The sequence below is a fragment of the Kribbella kalugense genome (assembly GCF_004365875.1).
Lineage (GTDB): Bacteria > Actinomycetota > Actinomycetes > Propionibacteriales > Kribbellaceae > Kribbella > Kribbella kalugense.
Genome location: NZ_SODF01000001.1, coordinates 2777651 through 2802252, shown reverse-complemented (window position 1 = coordinate 2802252; position 24602 = coordinate 2777651). Strand labels below are relative to the sequence as shown.

At 67.8% G+C, this 24602-nt stretch carries 20 protein-coding genes and 1 riboswitch; of the genes, 12 read left to right on the top strand and 8 right to left on the bottom strand.

What is annotated here, in order from left to right; all coding sequences use genetic code 11:
- Position 1 precedes the first annotated feature (1 nt).
- The 3 genes from EV650_RS13080 to ligD are packed head-to-tail and all read left to right on the top strand — an operon-like array spanning position 2 to position 3021.
- Positions 2-847 (top strand): acetylxylan esterase, encoded by an 846-nt coding sequence (locus EV650_RS13080; RefSeq protein ID WP_134118692.1) that lies wholly within the window; start codon positions 2-4, stop codon positions 845-847.
- Positions 844-2007 carry a hypothetical protein gene (locus EV650_RS13075; RefSeq protein ID WP_134118690.1) on the top strand — a complete coding sequence of 388 codons (1164 nt, stop codon included), beginning with the start codon at positions 844-846 and terminating at the stop codon, positions 2005-2007. The genes EV650_RS13080 and EV650_RS13075 overlap by 4 nt, the downstream gene beginning before the upstream one ends.
- Positions 2008-2028: 21 nt before the next feature.
- Positions 2029-3021: a non-homologous end-joining DNA ligase gene (ligD, locus tag EV650_RS13070; RefSeq protein WP_134118688.1), complete on the top strand. Its 993-nt coding sequence runs from the start codon at positions 2029-2031 to the stop codon at positions 3019-3021.
- 2 nt (positions 3022-3023) lie between these two features.
- On the opposite strand, the gene EV650_RS13065 is transcribed toward ligD, so the two are convergent.
- From EV650_RS13065 to EV650_RS13045, 5 genes are all read right to left on the bottom strand, one after another.
- Positions 3024-6356 carry a HEAT repeat domain-containing protein gene (locus EV650_RS13065; RefSeq protein WP_134118686.1) on the bottom strand — a complete coding sequence of 1111 codons (3333 nt, stop codon included), beginning with the start codon at positions 6354-6356 and terminating at the stop codon, positions 3024-3026.
- A gap of 24 nt (positions 6357-6380) precedes the next feature.
- Positions 6381-6881 (bottom strand): G/U mismatch-specific DNA glycosylase, encoded by a 501-nt coding sequence (gene mug, locus EV650_RS13060; protein WP_202874483.1) that lies wholly within the window; start codon positions 6879-6881, stop codon positions 6381-6383.
- Positions 6882-6987: 106 nt separating this feature from the next.
- The gene (locus tag EV650_RS13055) at positions 6988-7665 is read right to left on the bottom strand and encodes a hypothetical protein (protein WP_134118684.1); all 678 of its coding nucleotides are present in this window, start codon (positions 7663-7665) and stop codon (positions 6988-6990) included.
- On the bottom strand, positions 7665-7949 hold the full coding sequence (locus EV650_RS13050; protein ID WP_202874481.1) for a hypothetical protein: 285 nt from the start codon (positions 7947-7949) through the stop codon (positions 7665-7667). Before EV650_RS13050 ends, EV650_RS13055 begins: the two co-directional genes overlap by 1 nt.
- Positions 7949-8269: a hypothetical protein gene (locus EV650_RS13045; protein WP_166678102.1), complete on the bottom strand. Its 321-nt coding sequence runs from the start codon at positions 8267-8269 to the stop codon at positions 7949-7951. The genes EV650_RS13050 and EV650_RS13045 overlap by 1 nt, the downstream gene beginning before the upstream one ends.
- Before the next feature lie 89 nt (positions 8270-8358).
- Between EV650_RS13045 and EV650_RS13040 the strand changes: the two genes are divergently transcribed.
- The 6 genes from EV650_RS13040 to EV650_RS13015 are packed head-to-tail and all read left to right on the top strand — an operon-like array spanning position 8359 to position 15519.
- A complete protein-coding gene (locus EV650_RS13040; protein ID WP_134118682.1) occupies positions 8359-8886 on the top strand; it encodes a hypothetical protein in 528 nt (175 codons plus the stop codon).
- Between the two features lie 10 nt (positions 8887-8896).
- A complete protein-coding gene (locus tag EV650_RS13035; RefSeq protein WP_134118680.1) occupies positions 8897-10063 on the top strand; it encodes a serine/threonine protein kinase in 1167 nt (388 codons plus the stop codon).
- Between the two features lie 48 nt (positions 10064-10111).
- Positions 10112-10828: a Clp protease N-terminal domain-containing protein gene (locus EV650_RS13030; RefSeq protein ID WP_134118678.1), complete on the top strand. Its 717-nt coding sequence runs from the start codon at positions 10112-10114 to the stop codon at positions 10826-10828.
- Between the two features lie 10 nt (positions 10829-10838).
- Complete coding sequence (locus tag EV650_RS13025; RefSeq protein ID WP_134118675.1) at positions 10839-12116, top strand: serine hydrolase domain-containing protein; 1278 nt, start codon at positions 10839-10841, stop codon at positions 12114-12116.
- 44 nt (positions 12117-12160) lie between these two features.
- Positions 12161-13558 carry a sigma 54-interacting transcriptional regulator gene (locus EV650_RS13020; protein ID WP_134118673.1) on the top strand — a complete coding sequence of 466 codons (1398 nt, stop codon included), beginning with the start codon at positions 12161-12163 and terminating at the stop codon, positions 13556-13558.
- 2 nt (positions 13559-13560) lie between these two features.
- Positions 13561-15519: a vWA domain-containing protein gene (locus EV650_RS13015; protein ID WP_166678101.1), complete on the top strand. Its 1959-nt coding sequence runs from the start codon at positions 13561-13563 to the stop codon at positions 15517-15519.
- Positions 15520-15596: 77 nt separating this feature from the next.
- Here EV650_RS13015 and metE read toward each other — a convergent pair whose 3' ends face one another.
- Together metE and EV650_RS13005 are read right to left on the bottom strand one after the other, a co-directional pair.
- Complete coding sequence (metE, locus tag EV650_RS13010; RefSeq protein WP_134118668.1) at positions 15597-17831, bottom strand: 5-methyltetrahydropteroyltriglutamate--homocysteine S-methyltransferase; 2235 nt, start codon at positions 17829-17831, stop codon at positions 15597-15599.
- Between the two features lie 125 nt (positions 17832-17956).
- Positions 17957-18179, bottom strand: a riboswitch (cobalamin riboswitch).
- A 33-nt stretch (positions 18180-18212) separates the two neighbouring features.
- Entirely contained in the window at positions 18213-19079 is an 867-nt protein-coding gene (locus EV650_RS13005) for an ABC transporter substrate-binding protein (protein ID WP_134118666.1), read from the bottom strand.
- A gap of 285 nt (positions 19080-19364) precedes the next feature.
- Between EV650_RS13005 and ppdK the strand changes: the two genes are divergently transcribed.
- The 3 genes from ppdK to EV650_RS12990 all read left to right on the top strand — a co-directional run bounded on the left by ppdK (position 19365) and on the right by EV650_RS12990 (position 23238).
- Positions 19365-22025, top strand: coding sequence for a pyruvate, phosphate dikinase (gene ppdK / locus EV650_RS13000; protein ID WP_255512022.1), 2661 nt, complete (start codon positions 19365-19367; stop codon positions 22023-22025).
- The gene (locus EV650_RS12995) at positions 22018-22797 is read left to right on the top strand and encodes a class I SAM-dependent methyltransferase (protein ID WP_134118662.1); all 780 of its coding nucleotides are present in this window, start codon (positions 22018-22020) and stop codon (positions 22795-22797) included. The genes ppdK and EV650_RS12995 overlap by 8 nt, the downstream gene beginning before the upstream one ends.
- 159 nt (positions 22798-22956) lie before the next feature.
- A complete protein-coding gene (locus tag EV650_RS12990; protein ID WP_134118660.1) occupies positions 22957-23238 on the top strand; it encodes a YciI family protein in 282 nt (93 codons plus the stop codon).
- 54 nt (positions 23239-23292) lie between these two features.
- Here the strand turns inward: EV650_RS12990 and EV650_RS12985 are convergent, their stop codons facing one another.
- Positions 23293-24513, bottom strand: coding sequence for a type II toxin-antitoxin system Phd/YefM family antitoxin (locus EV650_RS12985; RefSeq protein ID WP_134118658.1), 1221 nt, complete (start codon positions 24511-24513; stop codon positions 23293-23295).
- Positions 24514-24602: the final 89 nt, after the last annotated feature.

Below are 24602 nucleotides of genomic sequence, written 5' to 3'. Positions count from 1 at the left end.
GATGAACTTCGACAGCTACTGGGCCGCTGTGGATGACGAACTGGCCGTGATCCCTGGTCGGCCGGTGCTCGACATCGTGCCGGCGCGGACGACCGAGGAAGCAACGTTCTACTCCTTGCGGATCACCAGCACCGGGCCGTACCGCGTATACGGGAATCTCAGCATCCCGAAGGGTGACGGGCCTTTCCCCGCGCTTCTCATCACCCCGCGCTACGGGAGCGTCAACAACATCCCACATCCGAACGACCGGAGCCGGTACGTCGTCCTCAGCCTGATGCACCGCGGTCAACGGCTGGCCGACGAAGGGTTCGCGGCGGCGTACCCAGGATTGTTGACAATGGGAATCGACGACCCGGCGACGTACATCTATCGAGGGATTGCGGCGGACTGTCTGCGGGCGGCGGAGTTCCTGCTGGGGTTGGCGGAGGTGGATCCGGCGCGGGTCGCGATCAGTGGGGACGATCTGGCCGTGCTGACGGCTGCGCGGCGGCCTGGGTTCAGTGCCGTGCGGGTGACGGATGTGCTGTTCTACCGGGCGATAGAGGCACGGCTGAAGTCGTCGCTGTATCCGCTGGAGGAGTTGAACGATTGTCTACGAGCCGGATTGTCTGCTGACGCATTGTCGACAACCTTGTCGTACTTCGATGCTGTCAGGCACGCGCCTGCCGTCGCCGGTCGGACCTTGCTCGCCGTCGACGATCCCGATTGGTCGGCCTCGTTGCTGGCTGCCTTCCCAACTGCGGAGGCCTATCAAGTGACGCATCTCGACGGCACCGACAACGACTTCCTCGATGCGTGGCTGGCGGAGCAATCCGGCGTACCCGCGTTGTCGAAGTTCATCGCATGACGGGGCCGCTGGGGGTGCGCCCGGTGATCAATGCCAACGCCACGGTCACGTTCCTCGGCGGCTCGTTGATGCCACCGCCTGTTGTCCAGGCGATGGCGGACGCGGCCGCCCGGTTCGTCGACCTCCCCGAGTTGCAGCTGCGTGTTGGTGAGCGTCTTGCTGAGCTGACCCACAATGAGTCCGCCTACGTGACGTCTGGAGCCGCGGCTGCGATCACCCTCGCCATCGCGTCTTGCATCACCACCGATTCCCAGGCATTCCCCAGGCCTGCCGAAGTCGTCATGTTCGCCTCGCAACGGAACGGCTACGACTACTCGGCCCGCTTCCTCGGCGTACACATCCACGAGATCGGGCCGTCCGTTGACGAGCTCCGCGACGCACTGGAACGCCGGCCCGCCTGCGTGCTGTGGATGGCCGGTGCGCATTACGCGGCCGACGCCCTGCCGATCGAGGAGGTCGTCCGCGTCGCGCGGGACATGGACGGCCGTGCCACTCAGCAGGCACCGACGCCGGCCGGTACGCCGGGATCGCGGACGCCGGGATCGCGGACGCCGGGGTCGCGGACGCCGGGGTCGCGGATCCCGGTGATTGTGGATGCTGCCGCTCAGATTCCGCCGGTCTCGTCGTTGTGGCGGTTCACTCGGGACGTCGGCGCCGATGCGGTGATTGTCAGCGGTGGGAAGGGGCTGCGGGGACCGCAGGCGAGCGGGCTCGTGCTGGGGAAGGCCTGGCTGATCGACCGGATCCGCAAGCACTCTTCGCCCAATCACGAGATCGGGCGCGGGATGAAGGTGGGCAAGGAGGAGCTGATAGGCCTGCTTGCCGCCGTCGAGTGGACGCTGGAGCAGGACGAAGCAGAGCTACTGGCGTCCTATGAGCGGATTGTTGACAACTGGATTGTGGGCTTGCAGGCGATCCCTGGCGTGGTGGTCGAGCGCGGGTATCCAAGCGAGGCCGGCCAGCCCCACAGCCGCGCGGTACTCAGACTCCCGGGGACCCGGGACGAGGTGATCAAGCAACTATGGGACGGCGATCCCCGCATCGCAGTAGGAACTTTCGGCCTCCCCGACGATGCGATCGCCCTCAACCCACAAACGCTCCAACCCGGTGAGGACGAGCTAGTTCTGCAAGCCCTCCTCACCGTTCTCGCCTCCGCCTGACCGCGCGTCTAAGCTCTGGGGATGGCGAGTAAGCCGGATGAGACGCGGGACGGCGTTGACCTGACCAACTTGGATCAGCCGTTGTTCGACGGGGCGGAGGCGACCAAGCGGGACCTGGTCGACTACCTGGACGCGGTACACGAGCGGATCCTGCCGGAACTGCGGGAGCGCCCGCTGTCGGTGATCCGGATCCGTCCGGGACAGCCCAAATTCATGCAGAAAAACGTTCCGAAGTACACGCCGGATTGGGTGAAGACGGTGCCGGTCTGGGCGGAGGCGTCCAAGCGCGAGGTGTCGTACGCGTTGTGCGACGACCGGCGGACGCTGCTGTGGTTCGCCAACCAGCGAGCAGTTGAGTACCACCCGACCCTGATGCGGGCCGACCGCTGGGACCGGGTCACGCACCTTGTCCTCGACCTCGACCCGCCGGAGGGGGAGACGTTCACGATGGCGGTTCAGGCGGCGCTGCTGGTCCGCCAGGCGTTGACGGATTCGGGGCTGTCCGGCGCGGTCAAGACGAGTGGCGCGAAGGGTGTGCACGTGATCGTGCCGATCGTCGACACGGTGTCGATCGAGGACGCCGCGGCGGCGACCCGGGCGATCGCGGCGCGGACCGAGAAGATCGATCCGTCGGTCGCGACGACGGCGTACATCAAGGAGGACCGGCACGGGAAGGTGTTCGTCGACTCCACTCGTTCCGGCGGGGCGACGATCGTGGCGGCGTACAGCCCGCGGGTCCGTCCGGGTACGACGGTCTCGTACCCGGTGGGATGGGACGACATCGAGAGCGTCACCCCGCGCGACTTCACCGTCAAGACCGCGCCGGCGCTGCTGGGCGACACCGACCCGTGGGCCGACGCGCTTCCCGCACCGCAGTCTCTTCCGGAGGACCTGCTCGAAGAGGGCCGCGCCATCCCGATCGCGCGAGTCGTCGCCATGCACGAAGGCAAACGCCGCAAACGAGCCCGCGAAGCCGAGGAGTCCGCAGCAGCCGAGACCAAGCCGAAGGACTGACGCTAGGCCTCGGATGCGGTGACAAGCTCAAGAGCCTGCTGCCGTACGTCGGCCTGCGGATGATTGCGCAAGGCAACGAGTAGCTCCCGCCGCTCCGCAGCCCAGTTCGTACGCCGGCCAGCAGCCCCGATGACCGCCCACGCAAGCAGCCCCTCCATCAACGTGTCGCCACGCACCAGACCCCGGACAGGCTGCTCCAAGAGCACCGGCGCCCACTGAGCCTCGGTCATACCCAGTCGCGCGCCGAGCAGCAGTGCCGTCTGCTGTGCAACCAACGGCCGCCCGTCGACCGCCTCGATCAGGCTGCGCAATGCAGCACCGAGGTCGGACCAATCGAGCGAATAGACGTCGAGCTCAAGCCGAAGCTGCAGGAAGTCCGAGCCGTCCAACTCCGCGGCCACGGTCTTCAACGTCTGCCGTGTCTCAGCCGGCTTCGCGCTGAACGCCTTGGTCAGCCGCGTCACAAGGGTGACGAGACGCTGCCGCGCAGGATGATCGCGGTCGGCAGTCCCGTTCGGCAACCGCGGATCGCTCTCCAACCTGAGCAGCAATCGCACAGCCGACACCAGATCGGCCAGACCAAGCCGCGGATCACTCGCAACGATCGCAACCAAAGCAGTCGTCGCATCGTTCCAAGTCGTACGCGCGGTCAGATCGGTGATGAACCCAGCACACACCGGCGCCACCGAAGGATTCCACCGAGCCCACCGAGGCAGCGACCGCAAGGCGACCTGGACGACCTCAGGCTCAGGCCGGTTGGTGATCGCGACCAGCAGATCCGCATAACGCGACCGGTACTTGAACGCCATCCCGTACGCCGCACGCTGAGTCAGCACCGTCGCCGTAGCCGCACTGTCGTGCACAGCCTCCTGCAACAACGCCCAACTAGCCGGTTCATGCAACAAATACTGCGAAGCCGAGCTCGCGATCGCCGCCTTCACATCCCGATGGGCTGAAGCCCAAGCATCGGCCAGTACTTCGCTCGCACCGGGCGCACGAAGTTCCCCGAGCAGCCGCGCAGCCTCCTTGCGGGAAGTCACCTTCACACCGTCACCAACCAGAACGGGATGCAGCAGCCCAGGCAACACACTCGGCCGGACGAACCGAGCCGCCCGAGTCGCCGCATAGATAGCCACCCGAGCCCGATCGTCACCCGCATGCGACAGCAGCACCGGCAACGCCTCCTGCGGCACATCGGTCCACGCCAGCGCACCCAACGCCGCCTCCTGCAACAGCACGGACTCGTGCTGCAGGAACGGTTCGAGCACCGCACGTCCGGCCCCCGGCACGCGCCCGAGCATCGACACCGCGTTGGCCCGAGCCCAGTCCGGCATCCGTGCATCACCAGCAGCACGCGCGACAAGTTCGGCGTACCGGGTCTGCTGGCGGGAGAGCCAGCGGCGTACCGCTCGGTCGGACACCTGCCAGGCCGGGTGGTTGCGATCGAACCGGCGGATCCGGTCGGGCTTCGCGAGTACGGCGTCGAGGAGGTCGGTCCGCAGCTCGGTGACGGCCTGCCATACCGGATCCCATCGGGCCATGCCGACGTCGCGCTTGATAATCCGCTGGGTCCGCTCGGACCTGGTCGCGGTCGGCCAGAGCCACAACTCGGTGGCCTCGCCGACGGTGTACTCCTGGTTCGACCACACGCCTTGCTCGAGTGCGGCCTGCAGGTGCTCGTTCGGCCAGCCGCGCTTGTCGAAGGCACGGGCGATCGCGAACGGCAGCCGGAACTCCCGTCGCGCCACCGCGTCGTCGACGTACCTCCGCAGTACGTCGTACACCGCGGCCTCCTGACCGCGAGGCAGACCGTCGATCACGCCGTACAGCTGGATCGTGCCCTGGTTCTCGGTCAGTCGGCCATGCGCCTGCAGGCCCCACTCGAGCAGCTCGGACTCGCTGCGCAGTGCACCTTCGCGTACGGCGGTTTCGGCGATCTTGGTCAGCGCCGACCGGGTGTACCAGGACGTGTCGCGCGCCTCCAGAGCGTCGGTCAGCAGGGTCTGCAGTGAACCGACCAATCGGTTGGTCAGCGTCGAGGGCGGGAGCTCCCTGACTGCTCGCACGACCCCTTGACGAACGGTGTCACGATCATTCCGGACCCGCGTCGCCCAGGACAGCGCGCTCTCGATCGCCGCGGCCTCCCGGGAGTGGCCTGCCGCGTCAACGACGGCCCGATAGACCATCGCGCGATCGTCGGCATCCGGCCGACGGACCTCCGGCTCGAGCAGCGCGAACGCCTCGTCGAAGGGCAGGAACGCGGCGGTCCGACAGCGCTGGTGGTGATCGTCTGCGATCGCTGCCAGCGCGAGCATGCGACGAGCTTGGGTGAAGCGGAGCTCACGGGGGAGTACGGCGAGCAGTTCGGTAGAGAGAAGGGTTTGACTCAGGTCGACGCTGCTGGTGACGGCGGTGAAGATGGTCGCGCGGCGGGACGGCGGAAGGTCCTCGAGCAACTGGGTCAGATCCGGCCACAGCAGTCGGCCGAGCCCGATCAGGTCGTCGTCGGAGTAGCGGTGCAGTCGACGGCGGACCGCGGGCGTGAGTGCGGTGCGGAGTGCCGGCGCACGTTCGGGGGTGAGCAGGATCGCCAGCACACCTTCCGGATCGGCGTCGACCAGTCGGCCCAGGATCGAGACGATTGCCATCGGCAACTGATCGGGCGGGAGTGCTGTGGTGAGCAGGTCGGCGGCCTGCTCCGGATCGTGGTCCAGCACGCCGACGACGCCGTACGCCGGACCTTGCCACCACTCGTCCTTGTCCGGGCCGGTCGGCAGCGTGGTGCTCGCGTAGGCGAGGACGATCTTGGGGTGCTGGGTGCCGAGGCGGCGCCACTCACCGCTGCCGAGGCAGTAGGCCAGCTCGGGAAGGAGTCGCTCGACCGTCTGATCGTCGGTGGTGTTCAGGAGGCTGGCTGCGGCGCGGTCGCCCCAGCGTTCGCGATGTTCGTCGATCAGGCGCGCGGCGAGCAGGGACCGCCCGTTCTTGCGGATGACCTGCAGGAGCTTCGTGCGCAGCGCTGCCGGTGCATCGTCGTACAGGATTCTGAGCTCGTCGTCGGAGACCGGGACGCCTCCACGGACCGTTGCGAGCGCGCGATGCTGGACCGACGGCATGGGATCGCGCAGGAGGTGCGTCACGTACGCGACCTCGCCCGTCACCTGGGCAAGGGTCAGACCGAGGGTCCGTTCGAACGCGGTACCGCGGCTCAGCTCGCCGAGCAGCTCGGTCAGTTCAGCGGTCCCACGCAACCGCTGCCCCTCGAGCGCGACAGTCCGGAGACGTTCGCCGTACGGGAGATGGTCGATCGACCGCAGCAGATCCGAGGCTCGCATGACCCCATCCTGCCGAACTTCCGGTCAACTGACCCGCTCGAGCTCCCCGAACGCATCGGCGAGCTTCGGCAACGTGTAGTGAGCGTTCAGGCCGCTCGGGTTCGGTAGCACCCAGACGCGGGTGGCGCCGATCGTGCGGTCCTGCTTGCCGATGGCCGCCTTGCGCTCTCCGAAGGCGTCGCGGTACGCCGTGACTCCGAGGACGGCGAGCCACTCCGGCTGCGCCGTGAGCACCTTCGCCACGAGCTGCTCGCCGCCGGACACGAGCTCGGCCTTGGTCAGCTCGGCCGCCTGCGCCGACGGGCGGCTGACCACGTTGGTGATCCCGAGCCGGTAGCTGAGCAACTCCTCCTGCTCGGCGGGCTTGAGCTGGCGTGGGGTGAACCCGCTGAGATGAAGCGCCGGCCAGAACCGATTCCCCGGCCGGGCGAAATGGTGTCCGGTCTGCGCCGACATCAATCCGGGGTTGATCCCGCAGAAGAGCACCCGCAGGCCGGGCCTGATCACATCGGGCAGAGATTGCACGGGCCAAACCGTACCGAAGAACGGGTAGTGGTCGGCATTCCGGCCCGATCGCCCGCCTGCGGCGGGTTCTCGGGGGCGACTACTACCCGTTCGTCGGTACGCAATCTCAGTCGTTCTCGTTGTTCAGTCCGCTAGGGAGTTGGGCGGCAATACAGCTCCGGGCAACGAAGAGCCAGATCGTCTGGCCGAGGGCGTCCACTCGGATCATGGCCGCGCCAAGATCGTTGGTGGCGTAGCGGTAGCCGCCGGCGGCGGGCAGTGCGAAGCCGACCGGGTCGTGCAGGCTCCCGGAGGCGTAGTTGCTGTCGACGAAGTAGTTGTAATAGCCCGTGCACGCGGACGGGTTGATCGGCACGATGATCGCGCCGTTGCCCGTGTGTGGCGCCGCGTCGAAGTCGCGACCGAACGTACGGCGATGGGACAGCCGCTCACTCGTGTCGTCGCTGCAACTGGACGCGACCGACGTCGAGTGCGACGTATCCAGCGCACCCGGGACCAGGAAGGCGCAGAAGTTCGACCCGTCCCCGGCACGCCACCGACCGAAATGGAAGTTGTTCGCGGTCGTCGTGTGGACATCGAACTGCGTCCCGGCAATCGCCGTACCCATGACGTAGCCGCAGGACTTGTTGGCAAGCCAGCCTCCGGCCGGCATGATCCCGCTGTTGTTGCACGCCGCCGGCTTCGGCACGTTCCCGATCGTCGTGTACTGGTTGACGGCGTGAGCCGGGGCGCTGAAACCACACAGCACAACAGCGGCTGCCGCGATCGCAAGGAGACGCCGCATCAGCAGAACCACCCGTCCTGGACCCAGCCGTCGTGGTTGATGTCGCCGTACGCGAATCCGTAGACCCAGCTGCCCGAGACCTGCTTGACCAGGAAGGTCTGCGGCTTGTGCAGGGTGCCCATCCGGGCGCCGAGCGGTTCGGTGCGGAGCTCGAGGTCCTGGGCGCAGACGGTCTCGCGGACGCCGACGCGACCGTTCGCGGCGTTGGCCGGGGCGGCGGTGAGGACGGCGCCGCCGACCAGCAGGGCGCCGGCCAGAGCGGTGGTGCGCAGCAGTCGGCTCATCACCAGGACCCCCAACCGCCGAGGCACTCGATCCGGACGTAGCCCCAGTCGTTCGGGCCGAAGTCCTGGATCGACGCCCAGCCGTTGTAGACCGGGTGCGCGCCTCGGGTGTGGCCGACCTTGTCGCCGTAGCCCAGCGTGCGCAGCACGTGGACCGGGCCGGGAATCGAGAAGTCGTAGTTCTCGTACATGGTCGCCGAGTCGCACACGATGATTGCGTGTTCAGGCGGTACGACGGCGTTGGCGGCCGGACTGCCGGCCGTGAGCGCGGCGCCGGTGACGGCGACCACGGTCAGGAGGAGGGCGGGTTTCCGTGTCATCAGAACCTCCATCGAATTGTCATCTGTGATGACGTTAAGACGTGTCGTCAGAGATGGCAAGAGGTGTCATCAGTGGTTACGCTGACCGGGTGAGTGCACGCAAGGCCTTCTACGGGATCGCCGAGATCGCCGAGGCGCTCGGCCTGAACCGGCAGTTGGTCACGGCCTGGCGCCGGCGGCGCAGTCACGGCATTCCGGAGCCCGACGGGGAGCTGTCGTCCGGACCGATCTGGCGCGGTACGACGATTGAGCCCTGGATCGACGCGGTCCGTGAGCAGCGGGACGCACCGGCGCAGCCGATGAGCTCCGAGTTCGCACTCAAGGCGGGTCGGCGGATGCTCCGGGTCGCCGCCCTGCTGCTGGAGGAACCCATCCGGCTCAAGCTGTTGAGCCAGGCCCTCGCCGAGGCGCGCGAGCTGCTGCCGGTGGCCGACGACGCGGCCGACGACCAACTCGGCCGAGCAGTGAGGCAACTGTTGTCCCCGCTGCGAGCGACCGGCGACGACCCCGGCAATCTGCAGCGCTTCCGGCGCAAGGTGCTGGCCGAGGTGGCACACCTCGAATCCTTGGTGGAGCTGGCAGCAGATTCCCTTCCGGAAGCGGACAGTGCCAGTTAGTGTGCGAGCCGTGATCGAGGTACCTGGCTACCGCCTGGCGGAGCCGCTGGGTGCAGGTGCGACAGGTGTCGTCTACGCGGCGAACCGGCTGGCCGACGGCAGCGCGGTCGCGATCAAGGTGATGCATCCCGAGTTGGTCGACCCGCAGTACCGCGATCGCTTGCGCCGCGAGGCCCGGCTGGCCGCGGCCGTCGTGCATCCGGGCGTCGTACGCGTCCACGAAGTAGGTGGCGAACGCGATCAGGCGTGGCTGGTGATGGACCGCCTGACCGGCCCGGATCTTCAACGCCGGTTGGACGATGAAGGCCCGCTGGACGTCGAGCAGGCCGTCGCGTTGATGGCCGAGGTGGCGGACGCGGTCGAAGCGATGCATAAAGCCGGAGTCATCCATCGGGATCTCAAGCCGGCCAACATCATCCTCGACAATGAGCGCCCGATGGTCGCCGACTTCGGCGTCGCCCGGCAGCTCGCCAGCGTCGAGTCGACCACCGGTCTGGACCTCACCGGCGAAGCCGCCTGGCTGCACAGCGGATCGGCGCCAGGTCCCTCCCTCGGCGCTATGGCCGGCACGGTCGCCTACATGGCCCCTGAGCAGTGGCGCGGCGATCCGGTCTCACCGGCCACCGACGTCTACGCCCTCGGTGGCACCCTGTTCAGTCTCCTCGCCGGCAGACGCCCGTACGAACGTCGCACGCTGCCCGAGCTCGCCTACGCCGTCGCCATGCTCCCACCGCCGACGCCCAGCTCGTACGGCGTTTCGTCCGCATACGACGAGGTGGTCCGCAAGGCGATGGCCAAGGAACCCACCGACCGGTACCCCACTGCGGCCGAGTTTGCCGTTGCGCTGAGGGTTGCCAAAAGTGGAGCCCCGGTAAGGGGAACGTCCCGGCGAAGGATCGTCCTCGCGACCGCAATCGCCGTACCTGTGGTGGTTTTGGCTGCCGTCGGGGCGACTGCTCTCGCCCAAGGGCGAGGGTCGGCCGATCAGCTGACCGTTTGCGCGCAGGATGCGACCGTCCGGGACTCGCCGCGCAGCAGGACGGTGGTGGCGACCGTGTATCGGGGCGACCATCTGACTCCGATCTCCCCGCGAGACGGCGACACCTGGGTTCACGTTCGCCTGCCCGACGGCCGCACCGGCTGGTCGTTGACCGACTTCGTCCGCCATCACTGCTGACGTCAACCCAGGGTTGACGCGCGATGATCGTCAACCTAGGGTTGACGCATGACTCCTGGACCTGATCTGCAGCAGCTCATCAGCACCATCAAGACCGACGCCGGCAGCGACGACGAGCTCGAGCAGCTCGCGACTGCGGCGGTGACGATCAGCGAACTGACCACCACCAGCGACGCCGCCCTCGGGTTCTTCGTCGACCGCGCCCGCGGCGCCGGCAAGTCCTGGGTCGAGATCAGCGCCGTCCTCGGCGTCACCAAACAGGCCGCCCACAAGCGCTTCGCCGACTCGTGGACCAGCAGGCCGGCGTTCGAGCGGTACACCCAGCGGGCGCGCGCCGTAGTACAGGCCGCGGCCGACATCGCCCGCGAGCGGAACCACGACTTCGTCGGCACCGAACACCTGTTGCTCGGGATGTACAACCAGCCGGAGGGGATCGCGGCCAAGGTCCTGGTCAAGCACGGCATCACCAACGAATCCGTCCTCCAGGCCGTCGACGTGCAGAGTCCGGCCGCCGAGCCGTCGGACAAGCCGAAGACCCTCGACGGCGACAACCCGCCGTACACCCGGCGTGCGGCGCACGTCCTGCAAGGCGCCGTCGGCGAGGCGGTGACACTCGGCCACAACTACGTCGGCACCGAGCATCTCCTGCTCGCGTTCTACCGCGACCAGGCTGGCATCGCGACGAAGATCCTGCTCGAACAGGGCCTCGAGGAGTCGGCTGCGTGGACCGATATTCGCGCGGCACTGGAAGGGTTCACCAAGTAAGTTGGGCCGCATGCCTGACTGGTCTGCGCGGTTGAACGAGTTGGCGGTGGCGGCTGAGGTTCCGGGCGCGGTGCTCGGCATCTGGTCCGCCGGCGAGACGACAATCACGCCGTACGGCGTACTGAACAGCGCGACCGGGGTCGAGACCACCGAGGACTCGGTCCTCCAGATCGGTTCGGTCAGCAAGCCGTGGACCGCGTCGGTGATCGTCCAGCTCGCGGCCGAGGACCGGCTGCGGCTGGACGACCCGGCGGTCAAACTGTTGCCCGAGGCCCCCATTGACCCACGGATCACGGTCCGTCACCTGCTCACCCACACCAGCGGCATCGACGGTGATCTGTTCACCGACACCGGCCGCGGCGACGACTGCCTGGAGCGGTACGTCGCGCTGCTCGCCGACGTCGACCAGCTCTTCGAACCAGGTACCGCGTACTCCTATTGCAACGCTGGATTCGTCGTCCTCGGCCGGATCATCGAGGTCCTGGACGGACGGACCTGGGACGAGTCGCTGCGCGCCCGGCTGGTCGGACCACTCGGCCTGACCCACACGGTCACGCTGCCGGAGGAGGCGATCCTGTATCGCGCCGCCCGCGGGCACACGGCTGAGGGCAGCACCCCGGTCGGGACCTGGCAGCTGCCTCGCAGTATCGGTCCGGCGGGTCTGATCACGGCGAGTGCTGCCGACCTGCTCGAGTTCGCCAAGCTGCACCTGACCGACGAGCGGTACGCCGCGATGCAGGAGCCGCAGGTGCCGTTCGCCGCGGGGATCGGCGGCTTCGTCGACCTCGGCCTGACCTGGCGGATCTACGACTGGGACGGCCGCCGGATCTTCGGTCACGACGGCTCGACGATCTCGCAAACGGCGTTCCTGCGGATCGATCCGGAGGCCGGCCTGATCATGTGCCTGCTGACGAATTCCGGCAACGGGACCAGGCTGTTCGAGCCGCTGGCGACGGAAGTGTTCCAGCAGTACGTCGGCGTTGGTCACCCGGCCGATCCGCAGCCTGCCGACGGCCCGGTCGACGACCGCAATATCGGACGGTACGAGCGTGCCAGCGTGCGTTTCGACGTGGTCCGGCGTGATGACGGACTGGTGTTGATCGAGCAGGCCACGGGGGACCGGTTGGCGTTCGCGGAAGAGGAAGTGCACGAGTACGAGCTGTTGCCGACCGAGCCGCTCGACGGGGACCATTTCGTTGCCCGGTACTCCCCAGATCACCCCTGGACCCCGCTGGCCTTCACCCCGACCCACCTGTTCGCTTCGGGCCGGGTCACGCCCAGGGTCTGAAATACCGCGGGCGTTGCTGGCGTGACCGAGCTAACGTCTTCAGGGTGACTAGTGCACCTGCTGAACTTCCCCGTAAGGCTGGTGACCTCCGGGCCGCCGGATACCTCCCCCGGTCGATCAAGGCCGAAATCCGTGACAACCTGCTGAAACAACTCCGGGCCGGACGTGATCCGTGGCCCGGCATCGTCGGATTCACCCGTACGGTGATTCCGCAGCTCGAGCGCGCGCTGCTCGCCGGGCACGACGTCGTACTGCTCGGTGAGCGTGGTCAGGGCAAGACCCGCCTGCTGCGCACGCTGGTCGGGCTGCTCGACGAGTGGACCCCAGTGATCGAGGGCGCCGAGTTGCCCGAGCACCCGCTCGACCCGATCACGCCGGCCTCGATCCGGCGCGCCGCCGAGCTCGGCGACGACCTTCCGGTCGCCTGGCTGCACCGCAGCCTCCGGTACGCCGAGAAGCTGGCGACGCCGGACACCTCGGTCGGTGACCTGATCGGTGACGTGGACCCGGTGAAGGTTGCCGAGGGCCGCAGTCTCGGCGACCCCGAGACCATCCACTTCGGCCTGGTTCCGCGGTCGCACCGCGGCATCGTCGCGATCAACGAGCTGCCCGACCTGGCCGAACGGATCCAGGTCGCGTTGCTGAACGTGATGGAAGAGCGCGACATCCAGGTCCGCGGGTACACGCTCCGGCTGCCGCTCGACGTGTTGCTGGTGGCAACGGCCAACCCCGAGGACTACACCAACCGCGGCCGGATCATCACGCCGCTGAAGGACCGGTTCGGCGCCGAGGTCCGGACCCACTACCCGCTCGACATCGACGCCGAGGTGGACGTGATCCGGCAGGAGGCCGAGTTCACCGCCGAGGTGGGCGAGCCGCTGCTGGAGGTGCTGGCGCGATTCGTCAGGCACCTGCGGGAGTCGACCGCGATCGACCAGCGGTCGGGTGTGTCCGCCCGGTTCGCGGTCGCTGCGGCCGAGACGATCGCCGCCGCCGCATTGCGCCGGAGCGCGATCACCGGTGAGGAGCCGGCCGTTGCTCGACCGATCGACCTCGAAGCTGTTCCCGCCGTACTGCGGGGCAAGCTCGAGTTCGAGCCTGGTGAGGAAGGGCGCGAGATCGAGCTGCTCGAGTACCTGCTGCGGCGTTCGGTGGCCGACACCGCGCGGGAGCGGTTCGCCGGTCTCGACCTGACCCCGCTGGCCAACGCTGTTGCCAATGGCAACCTTGTGACCACAGGCGAGCGGGTGCCGGGTCGGGACGTGCTGGCTGCGCTTCCTGAGCTGCCTGTCCTGCACGATGTCGCGGCCCGGGCCGGTGTCGAGCCGGACGACTCGTCCGGCCGGATCGCCGCCGCGATCGAGCTCGCTCTGGAGATGCTCTACCTGTCGAAACGAGTGGCCAAGGACGCCGACGACGACACCACGGTCTACGGAGCCTGACCATGTCGTCTATTCCGGAAGGCTGGTCCTACGGTCCGTGGCATGACGGGCCGGATCCACTCAAGGCGCCCGCGGACCTGCGGGACGCGCTGGACGAGATCGGCCGGGACGTGATGGGCGGGTCGTCACCGCGGTCCGCGCTGGAGGAACTCCTCCGGCGCGGCACCCGGAACACCCAGGGACTGGACGACCTGTCCCGCCGGTTGTGGGAGCGCCGCCGCGACATCCAGCGGCAGCACAACCTCGACGGCACGCTGCGCGACGTCCAGCGGTTGCTGAACGACGCCCTGGAGGCGGAGCGGCACGACCTGTTCCCGAACCCGTCCGACGACGCCCGGTTCCGGGAGGCCCAGCTCGACGCGCTTCCGTCGGGTACGGCGGCCGCCGTACGGGAGCTGGCCAACTACGACTGGCAGTCGTCGGAGGCGCGAGCGAAGTACGAGGAGATCCGCGAACTGCTTGGGCGGGAGCTGCTCGGGTCGCGCTTCGAGGGCATGAAGGAGGCGCTCGAGCAGACCACGCCCGAGGACGTCGAGGCGATCAACGAGATGCTGACCGACCTCAACGCGTTGCTGGCGGCGCACGCTCAGGGCCGGCCGGAAGTGCCGGAGCTGTTCGAAGAGTTCATGGCCAAGCACGGCGAGTTCTTCCCGGAGAATCCGCAGAACGTCGAGGAACTGATCGACGTACTCGCGCAACGGGCGGCCGCGGCGCAACGGATGATGAACTCGATGACGCCGGAGCAGCGGGCCGAGCTGATGGAGTTGTCGCAGCAGGCGTTCGGCAGCCCGCAACTCGCGCAGCAGTTGGCGCAGCTGGATGCTCAGCTGCAGTCGCTGCGGCCGGGCGAGGACTGGGACGGTTCGGAGCGGATGAGCGGTGAAGATCCGCTCGGTCTCGCCGAGGGCGCCCAGGCGATGTCCGATCTGGCGGAGCTGGATGCGCTGGCCGAGCAGCTGGCGCAGTCGTATCCGGGTGCGCGGCTCGAGGACATCGACCTCGATGCGCTGACCCGGCAGTTGGGTGACGAGGCAACGGTCGACGCCCGCCGGCTGAGCGAGCTGGAACGAGAACTGCGGAATCAGGGTCTGATCGAGCGGGCTCCGGACGGCTCGCTGCGGTTGTCACCGAAGGCCTTGCGGCAACTCGGTCAGACCGCGTTGGCCGACGTACTGCGGACTGCGCGGGGCGCCGGCGAGCGGGATGCGTCCAACGCCGGTGCGGCCGGTGAGTTGAGTGGATCGACGCGGCAGTGGGAGTTTGGCGACACCCAGCCGTGGGACGTGCCGAGGACGGTGCGCAACGCCGTACTGCGGACTGCTCATGTCGGTGGTGGTGGCGTCAAGCTCGATGTGGCCGACGTGGAGATCGCGGAGACCGAGCATCGTGCTCGTGCCGCGGTCGCGTTGCTGGTCGACACGTCGTGGTCGATGGTCCAGGAGGGCCGTTGGCTGCCGATGAAGCGGACGGCGCTCGCGCTGCACCAGCTCATCTCGACGCGCTATCGCAACGACGCACTCCAGCTGATCACCTTCGGGCGGTACGCCGGGGTTGTCGAGCTGCCGCAGTTGATCGGGATGGAAGGCACCTGGGAGCAGGGGACCAACGCGCATCACGCCCTGCTGCTGGCCGGTCGTCATCTCCGTCGGCACCCGGACGCGCAGCCCGTCGTACTGATGGTGACTGACGGCGAGCCGACCGCTCACCTGGAGCAGGACGGGACGGCGGAGTTCTCGTATCCGCCGGAGCCGGCCACGTTGCGGAAGACGATCTTCGAGGTGGACCGGTTGGCGAAACTGGGTGCTTCGCTGACTGTGTTCCGCTTGGGCGACGATCCGCGGTTGAACGCGTTTGTTGATCTGCTGGCTCGTCGGAGCGGTGGGCGGGTCCTTGCGCCCGATGCGGACGGGCTTGGGGCCGCGGTCGTCGGCGACTACCTCAGGACACGCCGCAAGCTGTAACCCGAGACACCAAAGCGGGACCTGAGACATGCCATGACATGTCTCAGGTCCCGTTTTCTTGCCTCAGGTCCCGAGGCTCAGAGAGTTGTGCGCACCTGTTGGGTGGCCTTCGTCAGGTTGCGGAGGGCTGGGTCGACCTCGGCATAGGTGCGGGTCTTCAGACCGCAGTCGGGGTTGATCCACAGCTGGTCAGCTGGGGTGCTGGCCAGGGCCGCCTGGATCAAGGCGATGAGTTCCTCGGTCCCAGGCACTCGCGGCGAATGGATGTCGTACACGCCAGGCCCGACGCCGCGCCGGAAGCCGACAGCCGCCAGATCCGCCAGCACCTCCATCCGTGACCGCGCCGCCTCGATCGTCGTGACATCCGCGTCCAGCCCGTCAATCCCCGCGATGACCGCGCCGAACTCCGAGTAGCACAGATGCGTGTGCACCTGGACCGCTGCGGGCGCCCCACCCGTCGCCAGTCGGAACGCGCCGACCGACCAATCCAGGTATGCCTTCCGGTCGGCCTCGCGGAGCGGCAGCAGCTCGCGCAGAGCAGGTTCGTCCACCTGGATGATCCGGATCCCTGCCGCGACCAGATCGGCGACCTCGTCCCGGAGCGCCAGCGCAACCTGATCCGCGGTCACCTGCAGCGGTTGATCGTCGCGGACGAACGACCACGCCAGCATCGTCACCGGCCCGGTCAGCATGCCCTTGACCGGCTTGGACGTCAGGGATTGCGCGTACGACGCCCACCGCACGGTCATCGGGTTCGGCCGCGACACGTCGCCGTACAGGATTGGCGGACGGACGCACCGGCTGCCGTACGACTGGACCCAGCCGAGCTTGGTGGTCGCGTACCCGTCGAGCTGCTCGGCGAAGTACTGGACCATGTCGTTGCGCTCGGGCTCACCGTGGACGAGCACATCCAGCCCGATGTCTTCCTGCCTCGCGATCACCTCCGCGATCTCGGACCGCATCCGCTCGTCGTACGTCGCCTGGTCGATCCGGCCGGTCCGGAGATCGGCACGGGCGCGACGGATCTCGACAGTCTGCGGGAACGAGCCGATCGTGGTGGTCGCGAGTTTGGGCAGCCCGATCGACTCCTGCGCGGTACGGCGTTCGTCGTACGGCGCTCGCTGCCGATCGCCGGTCTGGATCGCGGCGACCCGGTCCCGGACGGCCTGCTCGTCGTTGATTAGACGGCCGGCCGTGTTGCCGGCGTCCACGACGATGCTCTCGCTGAGTGCGCGGCCGAGCAGGACGACCTCGTCGACCTTCTGCCGGGCGAAGGCGAGACGTTCGCGGACTCGTGGATCCAGCTCGTCCTCGACCTCCACGTCGTACGGGATATGAAGGAGCGAGCAGGACGTCGAGATCTCCAACCGGCCCACGGATCCGCTGAGGGTGGCGCAGGTGGAGAGCGCGTCGCCGAGGGCGGTCCGCCAGACATTCCTGCCGTCCACGACTCCGGCGACGACGGTCTTGCGTTGGAGCGAAGGGAGTGCGGCGATCTGCTCGACGAGGCCGGGCGCGGACACCAGATCGAGGGCCACTCCGTCGATCGGGGTGGACACCAGCACGGGCAGGGCTGGGCCGGGGTCGCCGAAGTACGTCGCGACTAGGAGGCGTGGGCGCTCGGTCAGCGTTGCGAGCTTGTCGTAGGTGCGGCGGAGTGCGTCGAGCTCGGCGGGGGTGCGGTCCTGGACGAGCGCTGGTTCGTCGAGTTGCACCCAGTCGACTCCGGCCGCGTCGAGCTGGGCGAGGAGGTCGGCGTACGCGTCGACGAGGTGGTTGAGCAGGCTGAGCGGCTCGAAGTCCGGGCTGGTGGACTTGGAGAGCAGCAGGAAGGTGAGCGGCCCGATCACGACCGGGCGGAGGTCGACACCGTGTTCGCGTGCTTCGGTCAGCTCGGTGAGGATCTTGTCCGGGTTGAGGTGGAAGCGGGTATCGCGGTCGAGCTCCGGGACCAGGTAGTGGTAGTTGGTGTCGAACCACTTGGTCAGTTCGAGCGGCGCGACGCCGTCCCGGCCGCGGGCCATTGCGAAGTACGTGTCGAGGTCAGACAGGCCGAGTGCGCGGAAACGGTCCGGTACGACGCCGAGCAGGTGGACCTGGTCGAGCATCTGGTCGTAGTACGAGAAGGTGTTGCCGGGGATGGTGTCGAGGCCGCGGGCCTTGAGGTCGAGCCAGGTCTCGGCGCGGAGCCGGCGGGCTTCGGCTTCGAGTTGGGCTGCGTCGCCGTCGGCCCAGTAGTGCTCCAGGGCGTGCTTCAGTTCGCGGCGCGGGCCGATCCGGGGATAGCCCAGGACGGTGGTGGTGGTGTTCACGTCTCTCTCCTCGCGAGCGTGCCGACGGATCGGCGGATCGCTCGCGGGAAACGCTGGGACCACGAATGCGGCCGTGGTCCGGGCGGGTCCTCCCACGAGACCACCGATCCCACCGCGCACCCGGATGGGTACACGGACCGGCGGCAGGTCTTCGGACTCACGGGCGGACCGGTCGCTGACCGGCGTACCTACTGGCCGTCGCTTCCCGGACGCTGGGCGTCCAGTGCTTGTGACGGCGGTCGTTCCCGTTCACCGCTGCGGGGCAGTCCCGGATTCCCACCGGGTTCCCTCTTGCCTCGCTCGATCACCAGTCGCATGACCGCGCGAACCGTCGGCAGTCTTGAGACTACGCGCGCCCACCGCGCCAGCAGACGAATGCCACTACCTGAGACGCCGGGCGAGAGCGGGGTCGGCGGTTCCGTCGGTGAGCAGGGTGGCAAGCAGTTCGATCCCGTCGACCAGCCGCGGTCCGGGGCGCGCGAAGTACCCGTTCGCGTCGACCGCCCAAACCGGAACTCCACCCGGAAGATGACCAGCTGACAACAGCTCCTCAGTCAACCGCTCCGCGCCTTCAACGTCGTACCCGCACGGCGCAGAAACGATCACCTCAGGCCGAGCAGCGGCCACCGCCTCCCAATTGATCGGAGTCGACCGCTGCCCCGCAGTACCAAGAACATTGATCCCACCCGCAAGCACAACCATCTCCGGCAACCAATGCCCCGGCGCATACGCCGGCTCCGTCCACTCCAACACCCCAACCCGCGGCCCCGAGCCATTCTCTCGGGTGGCAGCCAGCCGGCGGCGGAGGTCGTCGAGGAGTGGGGTCGGGTCTCGGTTGATTGCCTTGGCGATGGTTTCGATGGACGTGAGGACCTCGTCTAGGTCGTGTGGGTCGGTGGTGACGACCTCGGCCTGGCAGCCCAGGTAGTCGAGCGCGTCGGTGACGTCAGCGACGTCGATCGCGCACACCTTGCACAGGTCCTGGGTGATCACCACGTCCGGATCGAGGTCGCGCAACGCCCCCGCGTCCAGGTGATACAGATCCTCGCCGGCCGCGACCCGTGCGCGCACGAACGCGTCGATCTCCCCAGGCGTCAGACCCTCGGGTAACGCCGTCGTCGACACAATCCGCCGGGTCCGCGCCGCCGCCGGATAGTCGCATTCGAACGTCACCCCGACCACGTCGTCACCCGCGCCCAGCGCGAAGCAGATCTCGGTGGCGGACGGCAGTAACGAGACGATGCGCACGCCTGGAATCTACCCCGGTTCCCGCCCGTAACCTCGACGAAACGTCGGCATCATCACCTCGGCGGCTTCCAGCGGTGAACGCCTCGATTGTCTCGCGTTGTCAACCAGGGAAGGGTTTTCCGGCCTTCGACCTGTGGGCAGGGTCACGTCAGCATCGTGAGACCAGTGTTCAACTGGACTGGTTTTTCGGCTTACTCTGAAAGAACGCCCCCGCCACTGGAGTCGATGGGCCAGCGGACACCACACCGCGACTCACCAGCACCACCTGAAACCCAGGGAGTGACAGTGCCGAAACTCGTCTACGACTTCGCCGAAGGCAACAAGGACATGAAGCAGCTGCTCGGCGGGAAGGGGGCGAACCTGGCCGAGATGACCAACCTCGGCCTGCCGGTACCACCCGGCTTCACCATCACCGCCGACGCATGCCGCGCGTACCTGGAAAGCGGTACGGTCCCGGCCGACCTGGCCGACGAGATCGACAAGCACGTCGCCCTGCTGCAGGAGAAGATGGGCAAGAAGCTCGGCCAGGCGGACGACCCGCTGCTGGTCTCGGTCCGCTCCGGCGCCGCCGTGTCGATGCCCGGCATGATGGAGACCGTCCTCAATGTCGGCCTCAACGACGACTCGGTGAACGGGCTCGCGCACCAGTCCGGCAACCCGCGGTTCGCCTGGGACGCGTACCGCCGGCTGATCCAGATGTTCGGCAAGACCGTGCTCGGCATGGACGGCGACGTCTTCGAGGACGCGATCGAGGCGGCGAAGCAGGCGAAGGGCACCCAGAACGACCTCGATCTGGACGCCGACGATCTGAAGGCCGTCGTCGAGACGTTCAAGCAGGCCGTCCACGAGCACACCGGCCGCGAGTTCCCGCAGGACCCGCGGACCCAGATGGACCTCGCGATCGAGGCCGTCTTCGGCTCCTGGAACTCCGACCGCGCGATCCTCTACCGCCGCCAGGAGCGGATCGCCGCCGACCTGGGTACCGCGGTCAACATCTGCTCGATGGTCTTCGGCAACCTCGGCATGGACTCCGGCACCGGCGTGGCCTTCACCCGCGACCCCTCGACCGGCCACCCCGGTGTGTACGGCGACTACCTGCAGAACGCCCAAGGTGAGGACGTGGTCGCGGGCATCCGCAACACCGTCCCGCTCGCCGACCTCGAGCAGATCGACAAGACGTCGTACGACGAACTGATGGCGATCATGGCCACACTCGAGGGGCACTACCGGGACCTGTGCGACATCGAATTCACCGTCGAGCGGGGCAAGCTGTGGATGCTGCAGACCCGGGTCGGCAAGCGGACCGCGGCGGCGGCGTTCCGGATCGCGACCAGCCTGATCGATGAAGGTGTGATCGACGCGGACGAGGCGCTGGGCCGGGTGAAGGGTGCGCAGCTCGCGCAGTTGATGTTCCCGCGGTTCGACGCGGACGCGGCGACGGACCTGATCACCAAGGCGATCGGTGCGTCGCCGGGTGCGGCGTCCGGCAAGATCGTGTTCACCTCGGATGCCGCAGTGGAGGCGGCGGAGCGTGGCGAGAAGGTGATCCTGGTCCGGCGCGAGACGAACCCGGACGACCTGCACGGAATGATCGCCGCGCAAGGCGTGCTGACCAGTCGCGGCGGCAAGACCTCGCACGCGGCGGTGGTTGCTCGCGGCATGGGTAAGACCTGTGTCTGCGGCGCCGAGGAACTCGACGTGAATGTTGCCCAGGGCACCATTACCGTCCACGGCACGGTGCTCGAGGCGGGCGAGGTGATCTCGATCGACGGCACCACCGGCGAGGTGTTCCGCGGCGAGGTCCCGGTCGTCCCATCGCCGGTCGTGCAGTACTTCGAGGGCACGCTGGCGCCGGAGGCCGGTGACGAACTGGTCGCGTCGGTGCACCGGTTGATCACCCACGCGGACGAGGTACGACGTCTCGGCGTACGGACCAACGCGGATACGGGCGAGGACGCGGCGCGGGCGCGGCGGTTCGGGGCCCAGGGGATCGGACTGTGCCGGACCGAACACATGTTCCTGGGGGAGCGGCGGGAATCGGTCGAGCGGTTGATCCTCGCGGACACCGACGAGGAGCGGGACGCTGCGCTGGCCGAGCTGGAGCCCTTGCAGCGCGCGGACTTCCTGGAATTGCTGGGCGCGATGGACGGGCTGCCGGTGACGATTCGGCTGATCGATCCGCCGCTGCACGAGTTCCTGCCGTCGATGGAGGAGCTCGCGGTGAAGGTCGCGGTGGCGCGTGAACGCGGCGAGGATCCGGGCCGGGACGCGACGCTGCTGGCCGCGGTCCAGCGGCTGCACGAGCAGAACCCGATGCTCGGCCTGCGCGGGGTGCGGCTCGGGCTGGTGATCCCGGGGCTGTTCGCGATGCAGGTTCGGGCGATCGCTTCAGCGGCGAAGGAATTGGGGGCCAAGGGCAAGGATCCGCGGCCGGAGATCATGATCCCGTTGGTCGGCGCCGCCCAGGAGCTGCACATAGCTCGCGACGAGGTGGAACGCGTGCTCGCCGAGGTCGACCCCGGCCGGGTGATCCCGATCGGCACGATGATCGAGCTGCCGCGGGCAGCGGTGACCGCGGACCAGATCGCCGAAGCGGCCGACTTCTTCTCGTTCGGCACCAACGACCTGACCCAGATGACGTGGGGCTTCAGCCGGGACGACGTGGAGAGCTCGTTCTTCTCGAAGTACCTGGAGAAGGGGATCTTCGCAGTCTCGCCGTTCGAGTCGATCGACCGCGAAGGCGTCGGCGCCCTTGTCCGCACCGGCGTCGACCGCGGCCGCGCCACCAAGCCCGACCTCAAGCTCGGCGTCTGCGGTGAACACGGCGGCGACCCCGACAGCATCCACTTCTTCCACGAAGCCGGCCTCGACTACGTCTCCTGCTCCCCGTTCCGAATCCCAGTGGCGCGCCTGGAAGCCGGGCGGGCAGCATTGGCGGGTGAGTAGAGAGAAGCTTCGCCAGACCTTCGGAGAAGACGCCGAACTGTACGACCGCGTCCGGCCGACCTATCCGCCCGAGCTGTTCGACGACCTCGCGCGCTTGGTCGGCGACCATCCGAAGGTGCTGGAGATCGGCCCGGGAACCGGCCAGGCAACCGCCGCAATGGTGGCCCGCGGCTGGCCGGTCACCGCCGTCGAACTCAGCGGTGACCTCGCAACTGTCCTGCAGCGGAAGTTCCCGGAGATCGAGGTGATCGTCGCGGACTTCGACACCTGGGACCTACCCGTCGGGGCGTTCGACCTGGTCATCTCCGCGACCGCGTTCCACTGGCTGGATCCGGCGACGCGGGTGCAGAGGTGCGTGGACGTACTGCGGCCGGGTGGTGCGTTGGCGGTGGTGTCGACGCATCATGTGGCCGGTGGGAGCGAGCAGTACTTCGTGGATGTTCAGGACTGCTACGAGCGATTTACGGACGATCCGGCCGAGGGCGGGCTGCCTTCTGCGGACGACGTACCTGAGGATTCGGCGGGGCTTGGTGCGTCTGGGGTTTTCGGGGCGGTGGAGTTTCGTAGATATGTCCGCGATCTGGACTATTCGGCGGGGGAGTACGTCGAACTTTTGTCGTCGTACTCGGGGCATCGGGCCTTGACAACCAAGCAGCGTGACGGACTGTACGACTGTGTCCGCGCTCTCATCGAGGAGGGCGGAGGGTCGGTCACGAAGTGTTATCTCAATCAACTGTCTGTAGGAATTTCTCTTAACCAACCCCTTGCGTAGCGGCTCGTCGACTGGTGAGAATGTCCGGGCGGGAAGGGAGATCACTCGTCGACTTTCGGGTCTGACCTGAACCAGCCGCTGTGGCGGCTCGTGACTCCCTTTCCCGCACCAAATCCCCTTCTTTCCAAGCTATTGCCGGACCGTTGTAGGGTTCTGGACATGGCCCAATTTGTCGTGCAGTTGCGCTTCGACGCCGCCCAGACCGACGACCGGATGGCGGTCCGTCCGGCGCACCGCGAGTACCTCAACTCGCTGAAGGCCGCGGGCAAGCTCGTCGCCTCCGGTCCGTTCGCCGATCAGACCGGCGCGCTGCTCATCTACGAGGTCGCCGACGAGGCAGAGCTCCGCGACATCCTCGCGAAGGACCCGTACACCGCGGCCGACGTCTACGAGATCGCCACCCTCGCCGAGTGGCAGCCGCTGTTCCCGATCAAGAGCTAGTGCTGAAGGGCGAGCAGCGAGCGCCTTCGACCAGCCCTGGCGTCGGCGTCGAGATCAGATGTCGGCGCCTTCGAGATCCAGGTGGTCGACGTACGCCCAGAGCCAGACCAGCGGGGCGAGGACGAGCTCCGGTTCGTTGTCCTCGTCGGCGATGAACAGCATCGACGCCTCGCCGTTGGTGATGTCGTCGATGACGGCTTCGCACATCTCGAGCGCGATCTCGAACGGCAGCAGCCGCGGTCCGTCCTCCCAGCGCGGCGCCGGCAGCGGCAGCACCGGCGCCTCCTCGGTCCCGCCCAGCTCGACCGAAACCCTCTGCAGTTCCTCGTACAGGTCGAACGAGATCAGCCCCGCCGCCGGTCGGCCGTCCAGCCCGATCAGGTACGGGTCGTCGGCGCCCTCGCGGAAGATGTCCCGGATCTCCGGCAGCGCCGCCTTCAGATCGGTTGCCTCCAGGTACGGCGCTTCGTCCGGCTCGTCGTCCGCCTCGGCCGCGACCAGTCCGCTGCGCATCTCGTCGAACTGATGCAGCAGCCCGTTCAACTCGTCGTACGCGCCGCCGCCCGGAGCCCGCTGCGCCCGTGCCTCCAGGTCGCGCAGGTGCTCGATCAGGTCGTCCTCGAAGTGCAGCTCGTACCGCGGCAGGCCCGGCTCGCGACCGGCGTTGAGCTGCGCGACCAGCTGCGTCGACACCGGCCCGATCCGCTCGGCCAGCACCTCCAGCGGCGTGGTCGGCTTCTCCTCGTCGTCGTGCGCGCAGGAGTCGTCGTCGCCCTTGCCGTCGCCCTCCATCGCCAGCAGTACCTGGAAAGCCTGGAAGGCCAGCAGGGCTGCGGTCGCCATGGTTCCGTCGCCGATCAGCATCAGCGGGTTGCCGCCGGCTTCGGTACGACGAAGGTGGTCCGGCATCAGCGTCGCCGCCTGCTCGACGTTCACCTGGCTCGCCAGCGACGACAGACCGTGGTCCGCGTCCACTCCGAGCAGCTCGACCAGGCGCTCCGAACTCATGTCGAAGTTCGACCGCAGGTAGTACCGAAGCCAGCCGGCGTCGACCGGGTTGCCGAGCAGCTCAGCGATCCGCGATCGGAAGTCCGCGAGGTCCGCGATCGCCAGCACCACGAGCACCGGCTGGTCGCCGTCACCGATGACCAGCGGCCGGGTGTCGCCGTTGTGGAACCCTTCGATCACCTGGTGCAGGCTGTCGGCGGCTGCCTCGAGCGGCCACGACTCCGCCTCGAACTCGTTGACCACCGCGGCGGAGGTGTCGTCGGGCATCTGCTGATCCTCTCCGGGGTGCGGCGGGAGTTGGAGTAACTGTAGGCTGCGGGCGTTTCAGCAGGTCACGGGGGTCCTTGAGGCCCCCT